The organism is Flammeovirgaceae bacterium, from assembly GCA_015180985.1.
Taxonomy (GTDB): Bacteria; Bacteroidota; Bacteroidia; order Cytophagales; family Cyclobacteriaceae; genus UBA2336.
Window position 1 is genome coordinate 1,677,268 of sequence record CP054185.1, and the last position, 14,511, is coordinate 1,691,778.

12 protein-coding genes are annotated in these 14,511 nt (G+C 46.9%); 6 read left to right on the forward strand and 6 right to left on the reverse strand.

Features of this window, described 5'->3' with window-relative positions; translation table 11 throughout:
• The first annotated feature begins 11 nt into the window (after positions 1 to 11).
• The gene (locus HRU69_07885; GenBank protein QOI97414.1) at positions 12 to 818 is read left to right on the forward strand and encodes a 4-(cytidine 5'-diphospho)-2-C-methyl-D-erythritol kinase; all 807 of its coding nucleotides are present in this window, start codon (positions 12 to 14) and stop codon (positions 816 to 818) included.
• Here the strand turns inward: HRU69_07885 and HRU69_07890 are convergent.
• The 3 genes from HRU69_07890 to tgt are packed head-to-tail and all read right to left on the reverse strand — an operon-like array spanning position 815 to position 3,948.
• A complete protein-coding gene (locus HRU69_07890; GenBank protein ID QOI97415.1) occupies positions 815 to 1,708 on the reverse strand; it encodes a DMT family transporter in 894 nt (297 codons plus the stop codon). The two genes, HRU69_07885 and HRU69_07890, sit on opposite strands and share 4 nt — an antisense overlap.
• The gene (locus HRU69_07895) at positions 1,709 to 2,809 is read right to left on the reverse strand and encodes a YjgP/YjgQ family permease (GenBank protein ID QOI97416.1); all 1,101 of its coding nucleotides are present in this window, start codon (positions 2,807 to 2,809) and stop codon (positions 1,709 to 1,711) included.
• An 8-nt stretch (positions 2,810 to 2,817) separates the two neighbouring features.
• Positions 2,818 to 3,948 (reverse strand): tRNA guanosine(34) transglycosylase Tgt, encoded by a 1,131-nt coding sequence (gene tgt / locus HRU69_07900; protein QOI97417.1) that lies wholly within the window; start codon positions 3,946 to 3,948, stop codon positions 2,818 to 2,820.
• 257 nt (positions 3,949 to 4,205) lie between these two features.
• On the opposite strand from tgt, the gene HRU69_07905 reads away from it, so the two are divergent.
• From HRU69_07905 to rsmG, 3 genes are read left to right on the forward strand one after another with little or no spacing between them, the layout of a single operon-like run.
• Complete coding sequence (locus HRU69_07905) at positions 4,206 to 5,180, forward strand: glycosyltransferase (GenBank protein ID QOI98862.1); 975 nt, start codon at positions 4,206 to 4,208, stop codon at positions 5,178 to 5,180.
• Entirely contained in the window at positions 5,168 to 5,782 is a 615-nt protein-coding gene (locus tag HRU69_07910) for a sigma-70 family RNA polymerase sigma factor (GenBank protein QOI97418.1), read from the forward strand. The genes HRU69_07905 and HRU69_07910 overlap by 13 nt, the downstream gene beginning before the upstream one ends.
• A 5-nt stretch (positions 5,783 to 5,787) precedes the next feature.
• The gene (gene rsmG / locus HRU69_07915; protein ID QOI98863.1) at positions 5,788 to 6,435 is read left to right on the forward strand and encodes a 16S rRNA (guanine(527)-N(7))-methyltransferase RsmG; all 648 of its coding nucleotides are present in this window, start codon (positions 5,788 to 5,790) and stop codon (positions 6,433 to 6,435) included.
• On the opposite strand, the gene HRU69_07920 is transcribed toward rsmG, so the two are convergent.
• Both HRU69_07920 and HRU69_07925 read right to left on the reverse strand, forming a co-directional pair.
• Positions 6,432 to 9,092 carry a PQQ-dependent sugar dehydrogenase gene (locus HRU69_07920; protein QOI97419.1) on the reverse strand — a complete coding sequence of 887 codons (2,661 nt, stop codon included), beginning with the start codon at positions 9,090 to 9,092 and terminating at the stop codon, positions 6,432 to 6,434. The genes rsmG and HRU69_07920 overlap by 4 nt on opposite strands.
• The gene (locus tag HRU69_07925; protein QOI97420.1) at positions 9,089 to 9,850 is read right to left on the reverse strand and encodes a 1-acyl-sn-glycerol-3-phosphate acyltransferase; all 762 of its coding nucleotides are present in this window, start codon (positions 9,848 to 9,850) and stop codon (positions 9,089 to 9,091) included. Before HRU69_07925 ends, HRU69_07920 begins: the two co-directional genes overlap by 4 nt.
• A gap of 84 nt (positions 9,851 to 9,934) precedes the next feature.
• Here HRU69_07925 and HRU69_07930 point away from each other — a divergent pair, with 84 nt between their 5' ends.
• Positions 9,935 to 10,444 carry a hypothetical protein gene (locus HRU69_07930; protein QOI97421.1) on the forward strand — a complete coding sequence of 170 codons (510 nt, stop codon included), beginning with the start codon at positions 9,935 to 9,937 and terminating at the stop codon, positions 10,442 to 10,444.
• Positions 10,445 to 10,454: 10 nt separating this feature from the next.
• Entirely contained in the window at positions 10,455 to 13,265 is a 2,811-nt protein-coding gene (locus HRU69_07935; protein QOI97422.1) for a CHAT domain-containing protein, read from the forward strand.
• Positions 13,266 to 13,776: 511 nt separating this feature from the next.
• Here the strand turns inward: HRU69_07935 and HRU69_07940 are convergent.
• Positions 13,777 to 14,508, reverse strand: a complete 732-nt coding sequence (locus HRU69_07940) for a methyltransferase domain-containing protein (protein QOI97423.1) — start codon at positions 14,506 to 14,508, stop codon at positions 13,777 to 13,779.
• Between the last annotated feature and the right edge of the window lie 3 nt (positions 14,509 to 14,511).

Here is a 14,511-nt window from a genome sequence, read left to right on the forward strand (position 1 = left end):
GGCAAGGCACCATGGTTGTTTTTCCTCCCAGCAAGATCAATCTTGGCCTTCATGTGATTTCAAAGCGCCCGGACGGCTATCATGAAATTGAAACGTGTTTTTATCCGATACCGCTTACAGATATCTTGGAGATAATCCCATCGAAGGAATTTTCATTTTCTCAAACCGGGGTTGAACTGGAGGGAAAGCCAACCGATAACCTGGTGGTGCAGGCTTATCAATTACTGAGTAAAGATTATGTAATTCCACCTGTTTCCATACACCTGCACAAACTTATTCCTGCCGGTGCCGGATTAGGCGGTGGGTCATCCGATGCGGCCTATACTTTGCGCCTGCTCAATGAAATCTTTGAACTGGGTATATCAAATGCAACACTTCAACAATACGCAGCCCGGCTTGGAAGCGATTGTTCGTTCTTTTTATATAACCAGCCGATGCTGGGCAAAGGAAAAGGGGATATGCTGTCTCCCGTTACAACTGCTTTAAAGGGCTATACGTTGATGCTGGTCAAACCCCCTATTCACGTATCAACTGCCGATGCTTATCGGGGTGTAACTCCCATGCAGCCCACCGCGCCATTGAAAGTGGTTTTAGAATCTGTTATTGAGCAGTGGAAGGACAGTTTAGTGAATAATTTTGAATTTTCAGTTTTTGCCAGGTACCCTGACATCAGAAAAATTAAAGAAACGCTTTACCAATATGGCGCTGTTTATGCCAGCATGAGTGGATCAGGCTCATCGGTTTATGGGATTTTTCAGGATGCCAAGGATTTATCCGGCTTGTTCACCGGGTGCTTCTACTGGTCAGCGGTGCTTTAACGGGCAACTTTTTCAAAGTGGCTTTTTAATTTCGGGTACGCCATAACCGCGGCCAGGATGATGACTGTACCGATATAAAAATTCAGTCCCATTTTCTCCCTTTCGCCAAAGATGATAACGGCCATGATAATTCCATATAATGGTTCCAGGTTTAGTGTTAACTGGATAAAAAAAACCGAAAGTTTTTTCATCAGATGGATGGCGGTGGTATAGGCGTACACCGAGCAGGCCCAGGCCAATAGTGCAATGTAAAACCAATCGAGTAATGTGGGTACCAGTTGCAGGGTTCCGTCTCCGGCCCAGAACTGTTTGTAAAGCGGCAGGAAAAGCGCAGTACCGAGGAAGGCACCGACCATTTCGTAAAAAGTAATTGTATTGGGTTCAATTCGCTTAACCAGTTTGGCATTTAAAACCGAGAACAGTGCAGCAGTAAAACCGGAAACGATACCCAGCAGCAAACCCAGGTAGTAAATGAAGTTGAACGAAAAAATAATGTAAAGCCCGGCCAGTACCATCAGGCCGAGGAGCAACTCAAATTTTTTTACCTGGCGGCCGTTCAGCCAGGGTTCAAGCAACGCAGCCCACAATGAATTGGTGGCAAACCCCACCAAACTTACCGAAGCATTTGATACCCGGGCCGATGCGAAAAAACTCAGCCAGTGGATACACACAATGCCACCTATCAGCAACAGGCGGCCTGCATCTGATTGACGTACTTTGAATGAGCCTTTTAATACAACGATAACTGTACCCATGCCCAGGGCGGCCAGCAGGGTGCGGTAAAAAACCATTTCAACGGCTGGTATTGAAATAAGTAAACCGAGCACGGCTGTAAAGCCCCACAGAAAAACAATGAAGTGTAATTTAAGGTAATCGGTAAGTGTAGCCATTTACCGCGGAACGTATTTGTACATAAAGGCCGAAATAATTCCGAAAATGGCCGTTGGTATCCAAACCGAAATGGCTGGCGGCAATGAACCAGCCTCGGCAAAGGTGCGGAACATCATAAAGAACAGAATAAAGACAAACGACAGGGCAAACCCAATGGCTATCTGCAGGCCGGTGCCCCCCCGGCTTTTCCGTGATGACACAATAACCCCCATAAAGGTGAGGATGAAAATAGAAAAGGGAGAGGCGAACCGGGTGTACAACTCTACTTCATACACTTCAATACCGGCAATGCTTCGAGCCTGCAGGGTTTGTATGTACTCGGTCAGTTCGTTAATGGTGAGGCCATCAAATTTGCGGTAATCATTTTCAAATTCTTTCGGGTGAATAACCAGCGCGGTGTCCAGGCTCATGCCTGACGTAATAAGTTTTTCTTTTGCCGGCATGCCTACCGTTTGAAAAATGGTGTCGATCCGTTTGATGCTCCAGTCGCGCAGTGTCCAGGTATGTTTGGCAGTATCCCACTCAATGCGGTTGGCGTACAGTTTTTCAACCAGTTTCATATTCTCAAACCGTTCCAGGGTAAAATGGTAGCCCCGGTCGCTCAGGTTATTGTAATTCTGAATGTACAGAAAAACATTTTCTGATACCTGTAAATGGATATTCCGCTGGCTGCCGCCTGTGTTTTTTTTCAGGTGCTGCATTTCAAAGGCTAATCGTGTTTTGTTGGAGTTTGGTATTACCCACCCGTTCAGGTAAAAACTTATCGTGGCAATGATGGTTGCTCCGATTAGGTAAGGGAGCAACAACCTCCTGAAACTCACCCCACTGCTGAGCGTGGCAATGATTTCAGTCCGCCCGGCCAGGCGGGCGGTAACATACACAGTAGCAATGAAAACGGTTATGGGTGTAACCAAACCGGCAATCCATGGAAGGAAATCGCCATAATAGTCGGCAATCTGCCATAAGGTTAAATTGGCTTTGGCGTACTTATCGGTTTTTTCGGTAAAGTCGATTACCGTAATCACGGCAAGCAGTATCAGCACCACAAAAATGAACGTGCTTAAAAATTGTTTGAGAATATACCGATCAAGTAGTTTCATAAATTGCACTAAAGCCGTGCTGACACGGTTTTCGCCATGCTGTTTTTCCAGTTTATAAACGTTCCTGCTTCTATTTGCTTGCGCGATTCTTTCACGAGCCAAAGGTAGAAGGTAAGGTTGTGAATGGAAGCAATTTGCGAGCCCAATATTTCTTTATTAATAATAAGGTGGCGCAAATAGGCTTTTGAATAAAAACGACTGACGTAGCCCTCCAGTCCGGCATCGATGGGCGAGAGGTCGTCTTTCCATTTTTCGTTCCGGATATTGATAATTCCCTGAGTGGTAAACAGCATGCCGTTGCGTGCATTGCGGGTAGGCATTACACAGTCGAACATATCAACACCAAGGGCAATACACTCCAGTATATTTTCGGGAGTGCCAACACCCATCAGGTAACGGGGTTTGTTTTTCGGAAGGATGCCACACACCAGGTCGGTCATGGCGTACATTTCTTCGTGGGGTTCGCCCACCGATAAGCCACCAATGGCATTGCCGGGCAGTTCCTGTTCTGCAACAAAGGAGGCTGATTCTTTTCGTAAATCAGCAAAGGTGCTGCCTTGCACAATTGGGAACAGGTATTGTTCATAGCCGAACTTTGGTGCGGTTTGCTTCATCCGGCTGATGCACCGTGTAAGCCAGGTGTGGGTTAACGTCATTGATTTTTTGGCGTACCGGTATTCGCAGGGGTAGGGGGTACACTCATCAAATGCCATCACAATGTCGGCCCCGATGGACCGCTGAATGTCCATTACATTTTCGGGCGAGAAAAAATGTTTCGATCCGTCAATGTGTGATTTAAAGGTTACCCCTTCGTCATGAATTTTCCGGTTGTCGCTCAGCGAGTAAACCTGGTAGCCCCCGCTGTCGGTTAACAGCGGCCGTGGCCAGCCGGTAAAGGCATGCAGGCCTCCGGCTTTTTCCAAAAGTTCAATACCCGGCCGCAGGTAGAGGTGGTACGTGTTGCCCAGAATAATTTCGGCACCGATGTCGGTCAGCAGTTCGCGCTGATGAACGGCCTTAACCGAGCCGGCCGTTCCTACGGGCATAAAAATCGGGGTGTGTATTTCACCATGAAAGGTTTTAATAATTCCTGCCCGTGCGGAGGAGTGCGGGTCGGTGGCGGTAACGGTAAACTGCATCTGAACAAAGGGCCTGGTGGCCGTGCAAAAATACCGCAATTCCGCTCAACGGGAAATCAGTCCGTGTAAAGCAGAAAATCTTTCACGAACAAAAAGCACAGTTATCTTTGCGACATAATCCTTCAACTTTGTCTGTTTTACTTTACGTTTTCATTGCCTCAGTCGCTGTTCAACTTCTTTATTTTAGTTTGCTTTTTATCGGTGTAAGCCGAAAGGCTGCACCAGCATGCGGGGCAGGCAGCGTGCCCGTTACCGTGCTGATTTGCGCGCACGATGAAGAGAAGAACCTGCGGAACCTAATACCCGCCCTGCTTCAACAGGATTACCCCGTATTTGAAGTGGTGGTTGTTGACGATCGATCCAATGACGGCACGTACGATTACCTGCGTGAATTGTCAGCATCTGATAACCGCCTGCGCATTGTTAAGGTAGATCACTTACCCGCTCATGTTAATGCGAAAAAATATGGAATTACCCTGGGTATTAAGGCCGCCTCGCACGAGTGGATACTGTTAACCGATGCCGATTGTACTCCTTATACTACCACATGGATTGTCTCCATGAGCCGGTACATGGATGAAAATGCCCGGTTTGTACTTGGATATTCACCTTATGAAAAGCAACCTGGTTTGCTAAACCTGTTTATCCGGTACGAAACGTTGTTTACGGCCATCCAGTACATTGGCTTTGCCGGCCTGGGCATGCCCTACATGGGCGTTGGAAGAAACCTGGCTTACCGAAAATCGTATTTTCTTGCCAATAAGGGGTTTAATTCAATTATGAATATTACCGGGGGCGATGATGATTTGTATGTTAACCGCCATGCAACGGCAGCCATAACCCGTGTTTGTACTGATGTAAATGCAATAGTTTATTCGCAACCAAAGAAAACGGTGCATGATTTTTTAGCACAAAAGAAACGCCACTTGTATGCCGGAAAAAAATATCGATTGAAACATAAGTTTCTTTTAGGACTGTTTATGGGCACACAGATTTTCGTCTGGTTAACAGCATTTGTGTTGCTGGGTTTTGGCATACAACCTGTTACAGTTGCCGCTTTGCTGTTGGTGCGGTTGTTCATGCTGGGATTGCTTACACACCGTGCGGGGTTACGCTTCGGAGACCCGTTTCCGGGCTATGCCGTTGCGATTTTAGATATTCTTTTTGCCTTTTATTATCTTTCAACGGCACCGGTGGCATTGATTTCAAAACGTGTAAAATGGAAGAATTAGACGAAGGCCGATTTTCTTCGAAGGCGCTGGAAGATTTCCGTTTGATTGACGAGGCGGTGAATAACAATGACGAACAGGCCTTTGCCAAACTGATGCAGCGGTATAAGCGTCCGGTGTACCACATGATTTTAAAGATGGTGCGCAATGTTGACGATGCCGAAGACCTGACCATCGAGTCGTTTGCCAAGGCGTTTCGCAGCCTGCACCGGTTTAAGAAAGACTTTACCTTTTCAACCTGGCTGTTTCGGATTGCTACCAATAATACCATTGACTACATCCGTAAAAAAAGACTGAATACGCTGAGCATTGACAACACGTATACCGACAGCGATGGCGATTCGGTTTCGCTTGACGTGGAGGATGAAAACCTGAATCCGCAGGAAGTAACCATTAAAGCGCAGAAAGAAGAATTGATGCAGGTATTTGTTGATAAACTGCCGCCCAAGTACCAAAAGCTGGTACGCATGCGGTATTTTCATGAATTATCGTACGAAGAAATTGCCAAAGAGCTTGAAGCGCCCCTCGGCACTGTAAAGGCCCAATTGCACCGCGCCCGCGAACTGATGTATGAAATGGTTAAAAACAAACGTGACCATATTTAATTATTATTGAAATACGTTTGCACAACGCGGCCGTCATATTTCATTATTTTCCGGAGCTTTCCGAAAAGCAAAAGGCACAATTCAACAGCCTTTATGATTTATATGCAGAGTGGAACGAAAAAATTAATGTCATTTCCCGCAAGGATATTGATAACCTCTACATCCACCATGTTCTGCATTCGCTGGGCATTGCCAAAGTTATTTCGTTTAAACCGGGAGCCCGTATTCTCGATGTAGGTACCGGTGGAGGATTTCCCGGTATACCGCTTGCCATTCTGTTTCCGCAGGTGCAGTTTGATTTGGTCGACTCTATCGGAAAAAAAATTACCGTGGTCAATACTGTAGCAAAAGCACTTGATTTGAAAAATGTCCGGGGCGTACAAACAAGGGCTGAGCAGGTAACCGGCAGTTATGATTTTGTGGTAAGCCGGGCCGTAACCCGGTTAAAGGAATTTTACGGATGGGTGCATAAAAAAATAAACTGGCAATCCGTTCATCAACTGAAGAACGGAATACTTTACCTGAAAGGTGGCGACCTGGAAAGTGAATTAACCGAATTGAATAGACCAAGCACGGTGTATCCGCTTCGTGATTTTTTTAAAGAAGAGTTTTTTGAAACCAAGAAAGTAGTGTATGTGCCGGTTAACCATTAACGGTTTTTAATAAACCGTTTCGCCTGGTTTCCCATTTTAAAAATATATACTCCCGGAGGGAGCGTATCCAGTCCCTTGCAGATATTGAATGTTTCCATGCCAGAACCGGTTATAAATGTTTGACCGGTAAGGTTACTGATGGCCCAGGAGGTGAGGGATTTGAAAGCTGACTGCACAATTAATTCATCGGCTACTACTGTGGGATAAATTACAAAGCCTGGGTTGACACCCGGCTTTTCAATGCCGGTAATGGGTGCAGAATACAACTGCGATTGCGGAATGATTTGCTTTGGTAAGAGCGATGATTTCCAAAGCAACTTCATAACGGCATCTCCGCCATCTTCGAAAAACTCCAGTTTTATCGGGTATAATTCGCCTGCCTGCAGGTTCATGGTGCCGCTCCACTCGGTGGCAGCCTGGGGTATCCATTTGTCGATAAGTAAAAAGTGATTTATCCATAACCGGACACCGTCATCACTCAGGGTATAAAACGTGTAGTTGCCGGTAAACGGGGGCTGAATAAAGCCTTCCCAGCGGGCGGTGAAATTGTTGTTTGGAATAGTACCGGTTAAGGGCGAATCGGCTCCCCAGTCGAAATTGATAACGGGATCGACTCGCATTAAATCGGAGGGCATAAAAAATGTGCGCGACTGGTTAAAGTAATTACCCAGTAATCCATCTCCGTTGCCCAACGGCACGGCTGTAAAGTGTGCAGTAAATGAAACCGGATCGGCCGGAGCGTTAAAACTAAATACCCGCTGCAGGCCGGGGTCGCTCCATTGATTAAACGTGTAAAGGTCTGCACCATTAAATTGCAGCACAGGCGCTTCAAGTGTGCGGGTAACGCCAATTACACTCAGTACCGATTGAGGAGCAGGTTTGGGCTGACCGTCAACATAAACGGTAAGCCCGGGTGGCACCGTGTTTACAATGAAGGCCGTTAACTCAGGATGAACATCCTGATAAACTGTTTTGCTTAGCCCTTCGCTATCGGTGGCGGTGAGGTAGATACGGTACCATACGTTATGATCAGTTTCGCCAATGCGGGGAACGGAGTAGGAGCCCGATGAAATACCGGTAACCGCCTGAAGGGCCGGGTGAGTATGATCGTTGTGATGGAAATCAATTTTCCAGGTTAGTTGTGAAGCAGGCAAACTGCCGTCTTCATTATCGGTTGCAACTCCTGAAAAATTAATTGGTTCACCCGCCCGGTAAAGAGTTCCTGCAACCGGGGTTAGTATTTGGGGCTGAGGGCGTGCATTAGCCGTAACATGCAAAATTGCTGCGTTACTTGTTGCGGTGCCAAAAGCGTTGGTTACCACGCAACGAAAAGCTGAACCATCATCGGTAAGTTGGGCTGATGGAAAAGTATAACTGAGTCCGGTAGCACCCGGAATAGCAACACCATCTTTCTGCCATTGCACAGTCATGGGGGTAGCACCAGAAACAGAAATAGTAAACACGGCATCTTCACCCACCGAAACCAACGTTGGTAGCGGATGACTTCCGATAAACGGTTCGCCACTGCCGGTATACTCCACCTTCCATAATGATCCGTCCGGTGTACTGGTATTATCTCCCGGAGAGCCGCCCCCGAAACCTGCCCGTTGCAGGTAATACATGGCTCCGGTGCGGTTCACCGCCATCGCCAAAGGGCGGTTAATACCCGTTGCAAAAGGTAATGGCGAACCTCCTGTGGGATCAATCTGCCGGATATAGCCTTCACAGTAATCGGCATAAAAAAATTTTCCAACATAGCCTGCAGGAAATTGCGGAGTTTGCGGATTGTAAAACGCTGCTCCTACAATGGAGCAGCCGTCTCCGTGGCTATACGCATAAAACGGATCCTGGTAATTGGCGGGCGGAGTTTCGGTAGTGCGGTATCCTTCAATCACAGGCCAGCCGTAGTTTTTCCCGGCCAGCACTTCGTTGATTTCTTCCCAATTACTGTTGCCCACATCGCAGGCAAAAATTTTACCGGTGCCGGGTTGAATGTCCATCGAGAAAGGATTGCGGAAACCCAAAGCGTAGATCAGTTTGTTTATTCCCGTAAAAGTCGGATCGTGAATAAAAGGGTTATCATCCGGAACGGTACCATCCGGGTTCATCCGAAGCACTTTGCCCAGCAAACTGTTTTTTGATTGTGCCAGAGACGCATTGGCCCCATCGCCCGTAGAGATGTAAAGTTTTCCGTCCGGCCCGAAAACCATATCGCCACCGTTATGGATGCTGCCGGCCATTGGTTCCAACTGAAGTAAAACCACCTCGCTGCCGGGCAGGGTGGAGTTGCCGTTAGCAGTAAAACGGCTCACCCGGTTGCGGTTTGAATTCTTTTCGGTGTAGTAAACGTAGTAATAGTTGTTCAGTTCAAAGTTCGGGTCAAGCACCAGGTGGCCCAGCCCCCGTTCGTTAAAGTTATCCACCTGGTTTTCAATATTCAGCATCACCGAAGAGGTTAACACATCATTTTCAGCCACCAGTATTTTGCCGCTTTTAATTGTAATCAAAACCCGTTGATCGGGCGTTACAACCAAATCGGTCGGGTCTAGATTAGCGGCAACTTCCCGGCTGATAAACCCGGTGGGGAATTGCTGCGACACGGCCTTCCATGAAACAAGCAAAGAGATAATAAGCCAGTATTTTTTGCAGGTGTTCATGACTGAATCTGTTGTAAATCCGTAGCATGGTGCTGAAGTAAATCAAGCATAGCTTGAAAGCATTGTTGCTTCAATTCAGAAACATCACCGGGTTGGTACTTGTTCACCGCGATTTCGGTACCGGCAATTATTTTTATTGTTCCGGGGCGCATGCGCAGTTTACCCGGTGGCATTAGCTTGCCGGCACCAATAACAACCAACGGTAATATGGGCGTTTGGGTATCGATGGCAATACGAAAGGCGCCATCTTTAAAAGGTTGCAGAATTTCCGAGGTTCTGTTCTGGGTTCCTTCGGCAAAAATCAACATTGAGATTCCTTGATTGATAATGCGCTTGGCATATTCCATGCTCTTCTTCCGGCTTTCATGATTACTCCGATCAACCACTACCGTTGCTGCTTTTACGATAAACCCAAAAACAGGAATCTTCAACAGCTCTTTCTTCGCAATCGGGCGAAACTCTCCTGGAATCATAAGGCGGATACCCGGTATATCCAGAAAGGAGGTATGGTTGCTCACGAAAATGTATGCCTTACCACGCTGGATGTTTTCCTTTCCGTAAAGTTCATAACGGATACACGTCAGTTGACTGAAAATCCACGACCATAGCCATAGAAATTGGTAGCCAATCCAGGTGAATCGTACACCCATCAAAAACGGCAATAAAATTCCCGGCAGCAGGATAATCATAAATACACTGAATACCAGGATAACCCAACCGGTATAAATTTTATTAACACTATTGTTCAGGAATCGCATAAACCTGAAAAGTAAAAAAAGTTACTGATAGTCTTTGTTGGCAGGGCAGGTTCTTCTAATTTGGACAATTAAACTCTCTTGCGTATGAAAAAAATTACCGGCCTTTTCGTTTGCCTTTTCGCAGTATCCGTGCTGGCTTCGGCCCAAAGCGAGGCTCCTCCCAAACGGCCCGACAACATCGGGGTTTCTGATTTTGACGGATTCAAAAACAACTCGTTTGACATCCTGGATGAATCCACCCGCCTGAAAAACGATGCCACCCGCATCGATAATGAAATTAAAGGAGGCGTACTTGCTTCCATGACGGTCGATAAAATCCGGCAGGATATCAAAGCCCTGCGCGGCATAAGCGAATCTTCGCAGGCCCTCACGCAAAAAATTGGCGATTTGGATGAACAAGGCAAAACCCTGCTCTCCAATGCAAAAAATGTTAACCCCCGAACCAAGGCCCCCGCAGCTACCAACAACACCAACAAGTCGATTAAAGGACTGGAAGTAGCCCGCAAAAACCTGGATGTCACCGCATCGCTGGTTAAAACCAATACCGATTTACTGGTCAATGAACTTAAGTTGCGCGGAGAAAGTATAGATTAATCGGTTCGTCATGCGGTATGCCGTATTGATTTTCTTGGTTGGAGTTTTGTCGGGCGGTTATGCGCAAGACATCTGGGGCGAATTGGGCAAATCGCTGGCAAAAGAAGGCGGCAAAAAAGGTGCTCAGCAAAAGCAGGCCCTGGATTCTATTGATTTTCAATTTGCCATTTCCGTAAACGAAAATGCCGGCTTCTTCGATATTGAGCAGAAAGGAGAAGGAACCTCTCGGCTGTTGTATGCTCTGCGTGAAGAAGCCGATAAAACCCTCGTAGAAAAAGCGCGCGATTCGCTTCAAACTGCCATTTCGTTTTATGAACTGCGGCAGTATAAACTGGCTGAGGAAAATTTTATTAAGGCCAGAAACTTTATGGAGCGCAGCGGGCTAACTAATGAAATGGTTTACCTGCGGGCGCTTTCTAATTTAGGCCTGGTTTACCTGGCACAAGGTAAAACAACCGATGCGGCACAGTATATCAGTCAATGTTTAGCCTATAGTGAGCAAACCCTGGGCAAGAAAAGCGCGGCCTACATTGCCAACCTCAACAACAAGGCCAAGCTCGATCAGTCGCTGGGTAAATACAACGAAGCCGAGAAGCAGTTTGATGAGGCCATCGCATACAATGAAAGTGTGTTTGGTGAAGGCATGCAAAAAGCCATTTTGCTGAACAACAAAGCAATGTTGCTACAGGCTATTGGACGGTATGCCGAAGCCGCTGACCTGATGAAGAAAGCCATGCTCTCTTCTACAGTTGCCCCCAAAAAGGCTTTGCAGGGAAAAAAATCATTTGATAATCGGAAGTTTCAAGCCAACCTGGCATTTATCTATCAACTGTCAGGCAAGTATGCTGAAGCAGAAGCCAATTTTCTCGAAATCAAAAAGGTATTTGATAACCGCAAACAAACGAGTAACGCAGAGTATGCCGGTCTGCTGAATCAACTGGGTATTCTGTATATCCAAATGGGTAAAAATGACAAGGTGGAAGAATTGCTGAAAAAATCGCAGGAGGTTTACAAGAAGCGTTTTACCGAACAAAACATTTACTCCGCCAAAGTAACCAACGACCTGGGCAACTTTTACCGGATGAGCGGCCGCTATCCCGAAGCTGAAAAGCAATTGGATAAAGCTTTATCGGTACGGGAATCGCTGCTGGGCATTAACCACCCGGATTATGTAAATACAAAAGAAAACCTGGCTATACTCTATTGGAAGTCCGGGCGCATCAACCAGGCCTATATGGCCTACCGCGATGTAATGGATAAAACGATTGAATTTATCAATCGCTACTTCCCGCCCATGAGCGAGGCGGAGAAAACCAGCTACTGGGATGTAACCGCGCCCCGGTTTCAGCGTTTTTTCAATTTTGCCATCGAAGCAAATGTAGAGCTGAATTATGTAACGCAGGATTTTTTCGATTACCAGATGGCTACCAAGGCGCTGCTGCTCAACTCTACCAACAAGGTGAAGAACGCCATCCTGGCCAGCAACGATAAGCAGTTGGTTAACGACTACCTGCGTTGGCTGGATAAAAAAGAACAACTGGCACGCCTGTATTCGTACTCTAAAGAGCAATTAAAAGAACAGAAAATCGATCTGCCCGCCTTAGAGCGCGAAGCCAATGCCATGGAGAAATCGCTGTCAGAGCGTTCCTCCGATTTCTCCTCAGGCTACTCCACCCAAAAAATCAGTTACAAACAGGTACGCGACCTGCTGACCGACAACGAAGCCGTGGTGGATATTGTGCGGGTAAGGGGTTTCAACCAGGATTTTACCCCGGATGCGAAGTACGCGGCCCTGGTGCTGCTCAAGAAGCAGGACTTACCGAAACTTATTGTATTGGATAACGGCTCGCAACTGGAAACCCGGTATGCAAAGTATTACACTACGGTTATCCAAAAGCGCATGCCCGATGAATTTTGCTACGATCAGTACTGGGCGCGCATCGATCCGGAACTGGCCGGCAAGCGGATGATCTACCTTTCGCCCGATGGCGTTTATAATCAGGTGAATTTAAATACCCTGAAAAAACCCGATGGCGATTACCTGGTTAACCGGTACGACTTTGTGCTGCTGGGCAACTCGCGCGATTTGATCGAACTGAAGACGCGTAAAGTTACGGCCATGAAAAAGGATGCGTTTTTACTGGGCTTCCCCGATTACGGAACAACCGATGTTCCGCCCCTGCCCGGAACAAAGGTTGAGTTGGATGGTGTATCAAAGGTACTGAAAGCATCGGGGTACCAGGTAACCCAATACATGGAGCGCAACGCCACCGAAGGCAATATTAAAAAACTGAAGAGCCCGGCTTTGCTGCACATCGCCACGCACGGATACTTCCTTAAAGATGTGGATGAATCGGGCGGCTCGGTGTTTGGCGTAAATGCGGAGAATGCTTCGAACAATCCCTTGCTGCGGTCGGGCCTCATCCTGGCCGGAGCCGGCAAAGCCATTGAAGGAACAGGCAGTGCCGACATGACCAGCAATGACAATGGTATTTTAACAGCCTACGAAGCCATGAACCTGAACCTGGAAGGCACGGGCCTGGTTATTCTCAGCGCATGCGAAACCGGCCTTGGCGATGTGAAATCAGGTGAAGGGGTTTACGGATTGCAGCGCGCATTTTTAGTGGCCGGTGCCGATGCGCTGATTATGAGTTTGTGGAAGGTGGATGACGAAGCCACGCAACTATTAATGACCAGCTTTTATACCAACTGGATTAAACTCAACAACAGGCAAAAGGCCTTTAAGCAGGCCCAGCTTCAGCTCATGGCCAAATACAAGGAGCCGTATTACTGGGGCGCGTTTGTAATGATGGGAATGTGAGCAGAATCAGGAAAGTGGGGGCCGCCCGATTGTTTTGATAAAATCAGACGTGCTGCCATCCCAATAGCAAACTATGCACCTTCCGTTTTGAAACTGATGAATACAGTTTTTGTAGCCATATAAAAATGTGCGAACATTCCGGACAGAGGTTGTTCATTGGTGAAGCATCCCGGTAAAAAGCACTACCGCATTCATCACAGGTGGTAATGTTTTTGGTTGATAAATTATCAGCCATTGTAAAACTTTCAAAAAATTATGTCTACCGATTCGGCTGAAAGGGTGACTTTCCACACCCCATTGCACCAAAGCCGAATCGGGCCTTTACACAGTTGCTTAGTCGTTACCTTTTTCTAATTCTTTGTCAACTGCTTGTGTCATGTTTTTAAAAATTCGATTAACTGTCCACGTAGCCACCCCATTGCTGCGAACAACACGCTATATGCATTGCATATATTTCTTCTATAAAATTAGCTAATTGAGCCTTATAATCCAGCCTCAGTCAGAACAGCCGTTACACAATTTCCCCCATCCTCAAAAAAACCGGGAACGTAACCGGCAGCTTATCCTTCCACAACGGACTGATTTTTTCCATCACTTCCGGTACCGGATCATATCCTTTTTCCTTTATAAACTTTTGCGTTGCCGACCAGGTGCCCAGGTAGCCGGCAAATTCTTTTGCAGTCCAGCTTGCTTTAATTGAAAATGCAGGTGATTTCACTTCATCAAACGGAAACGGAATGGATCGGTAATGGTCCTCTACCAGTTTTCGCGCACCATCCCAATACGGCCCAACCGTTTCGTTATAAAATTTCAGAAAATGAAAATCAACTTCGGGATTGACGGTGCAATGTGAATAACCCCACACCGCCAGCCACGCACCGGGCTTTGCGGTACGGATAACTTCGCTGTAAAAAGCATTCGCATCAATCCAATGCAATGCCTGCGCTACGGTTATCAGGTCAAACGTTTTATCGGGCAAATCAGTCTTTTCGGCAGGTTGAACCGAGTAAACAATGTTGTCAGCTTTGTACGCGTGTTCCAGTTGCTGCCGGCTGATATCGGTGGCAAAAACGTTTTCAAACTGGGTGGCCAAAACACGGGCTACCTGTCCGTTGCCGGTGGCGCAATCCCACGCGGCATCAAAGGTTTTTAAGTGGCCGAAAATAAACCGGTACAGTTCGTCCGGGTAGGTTGGCCGGAAGGCAGCGTATTGTTTGGAATGGCCGGAGAAATAATCTTTCATTTT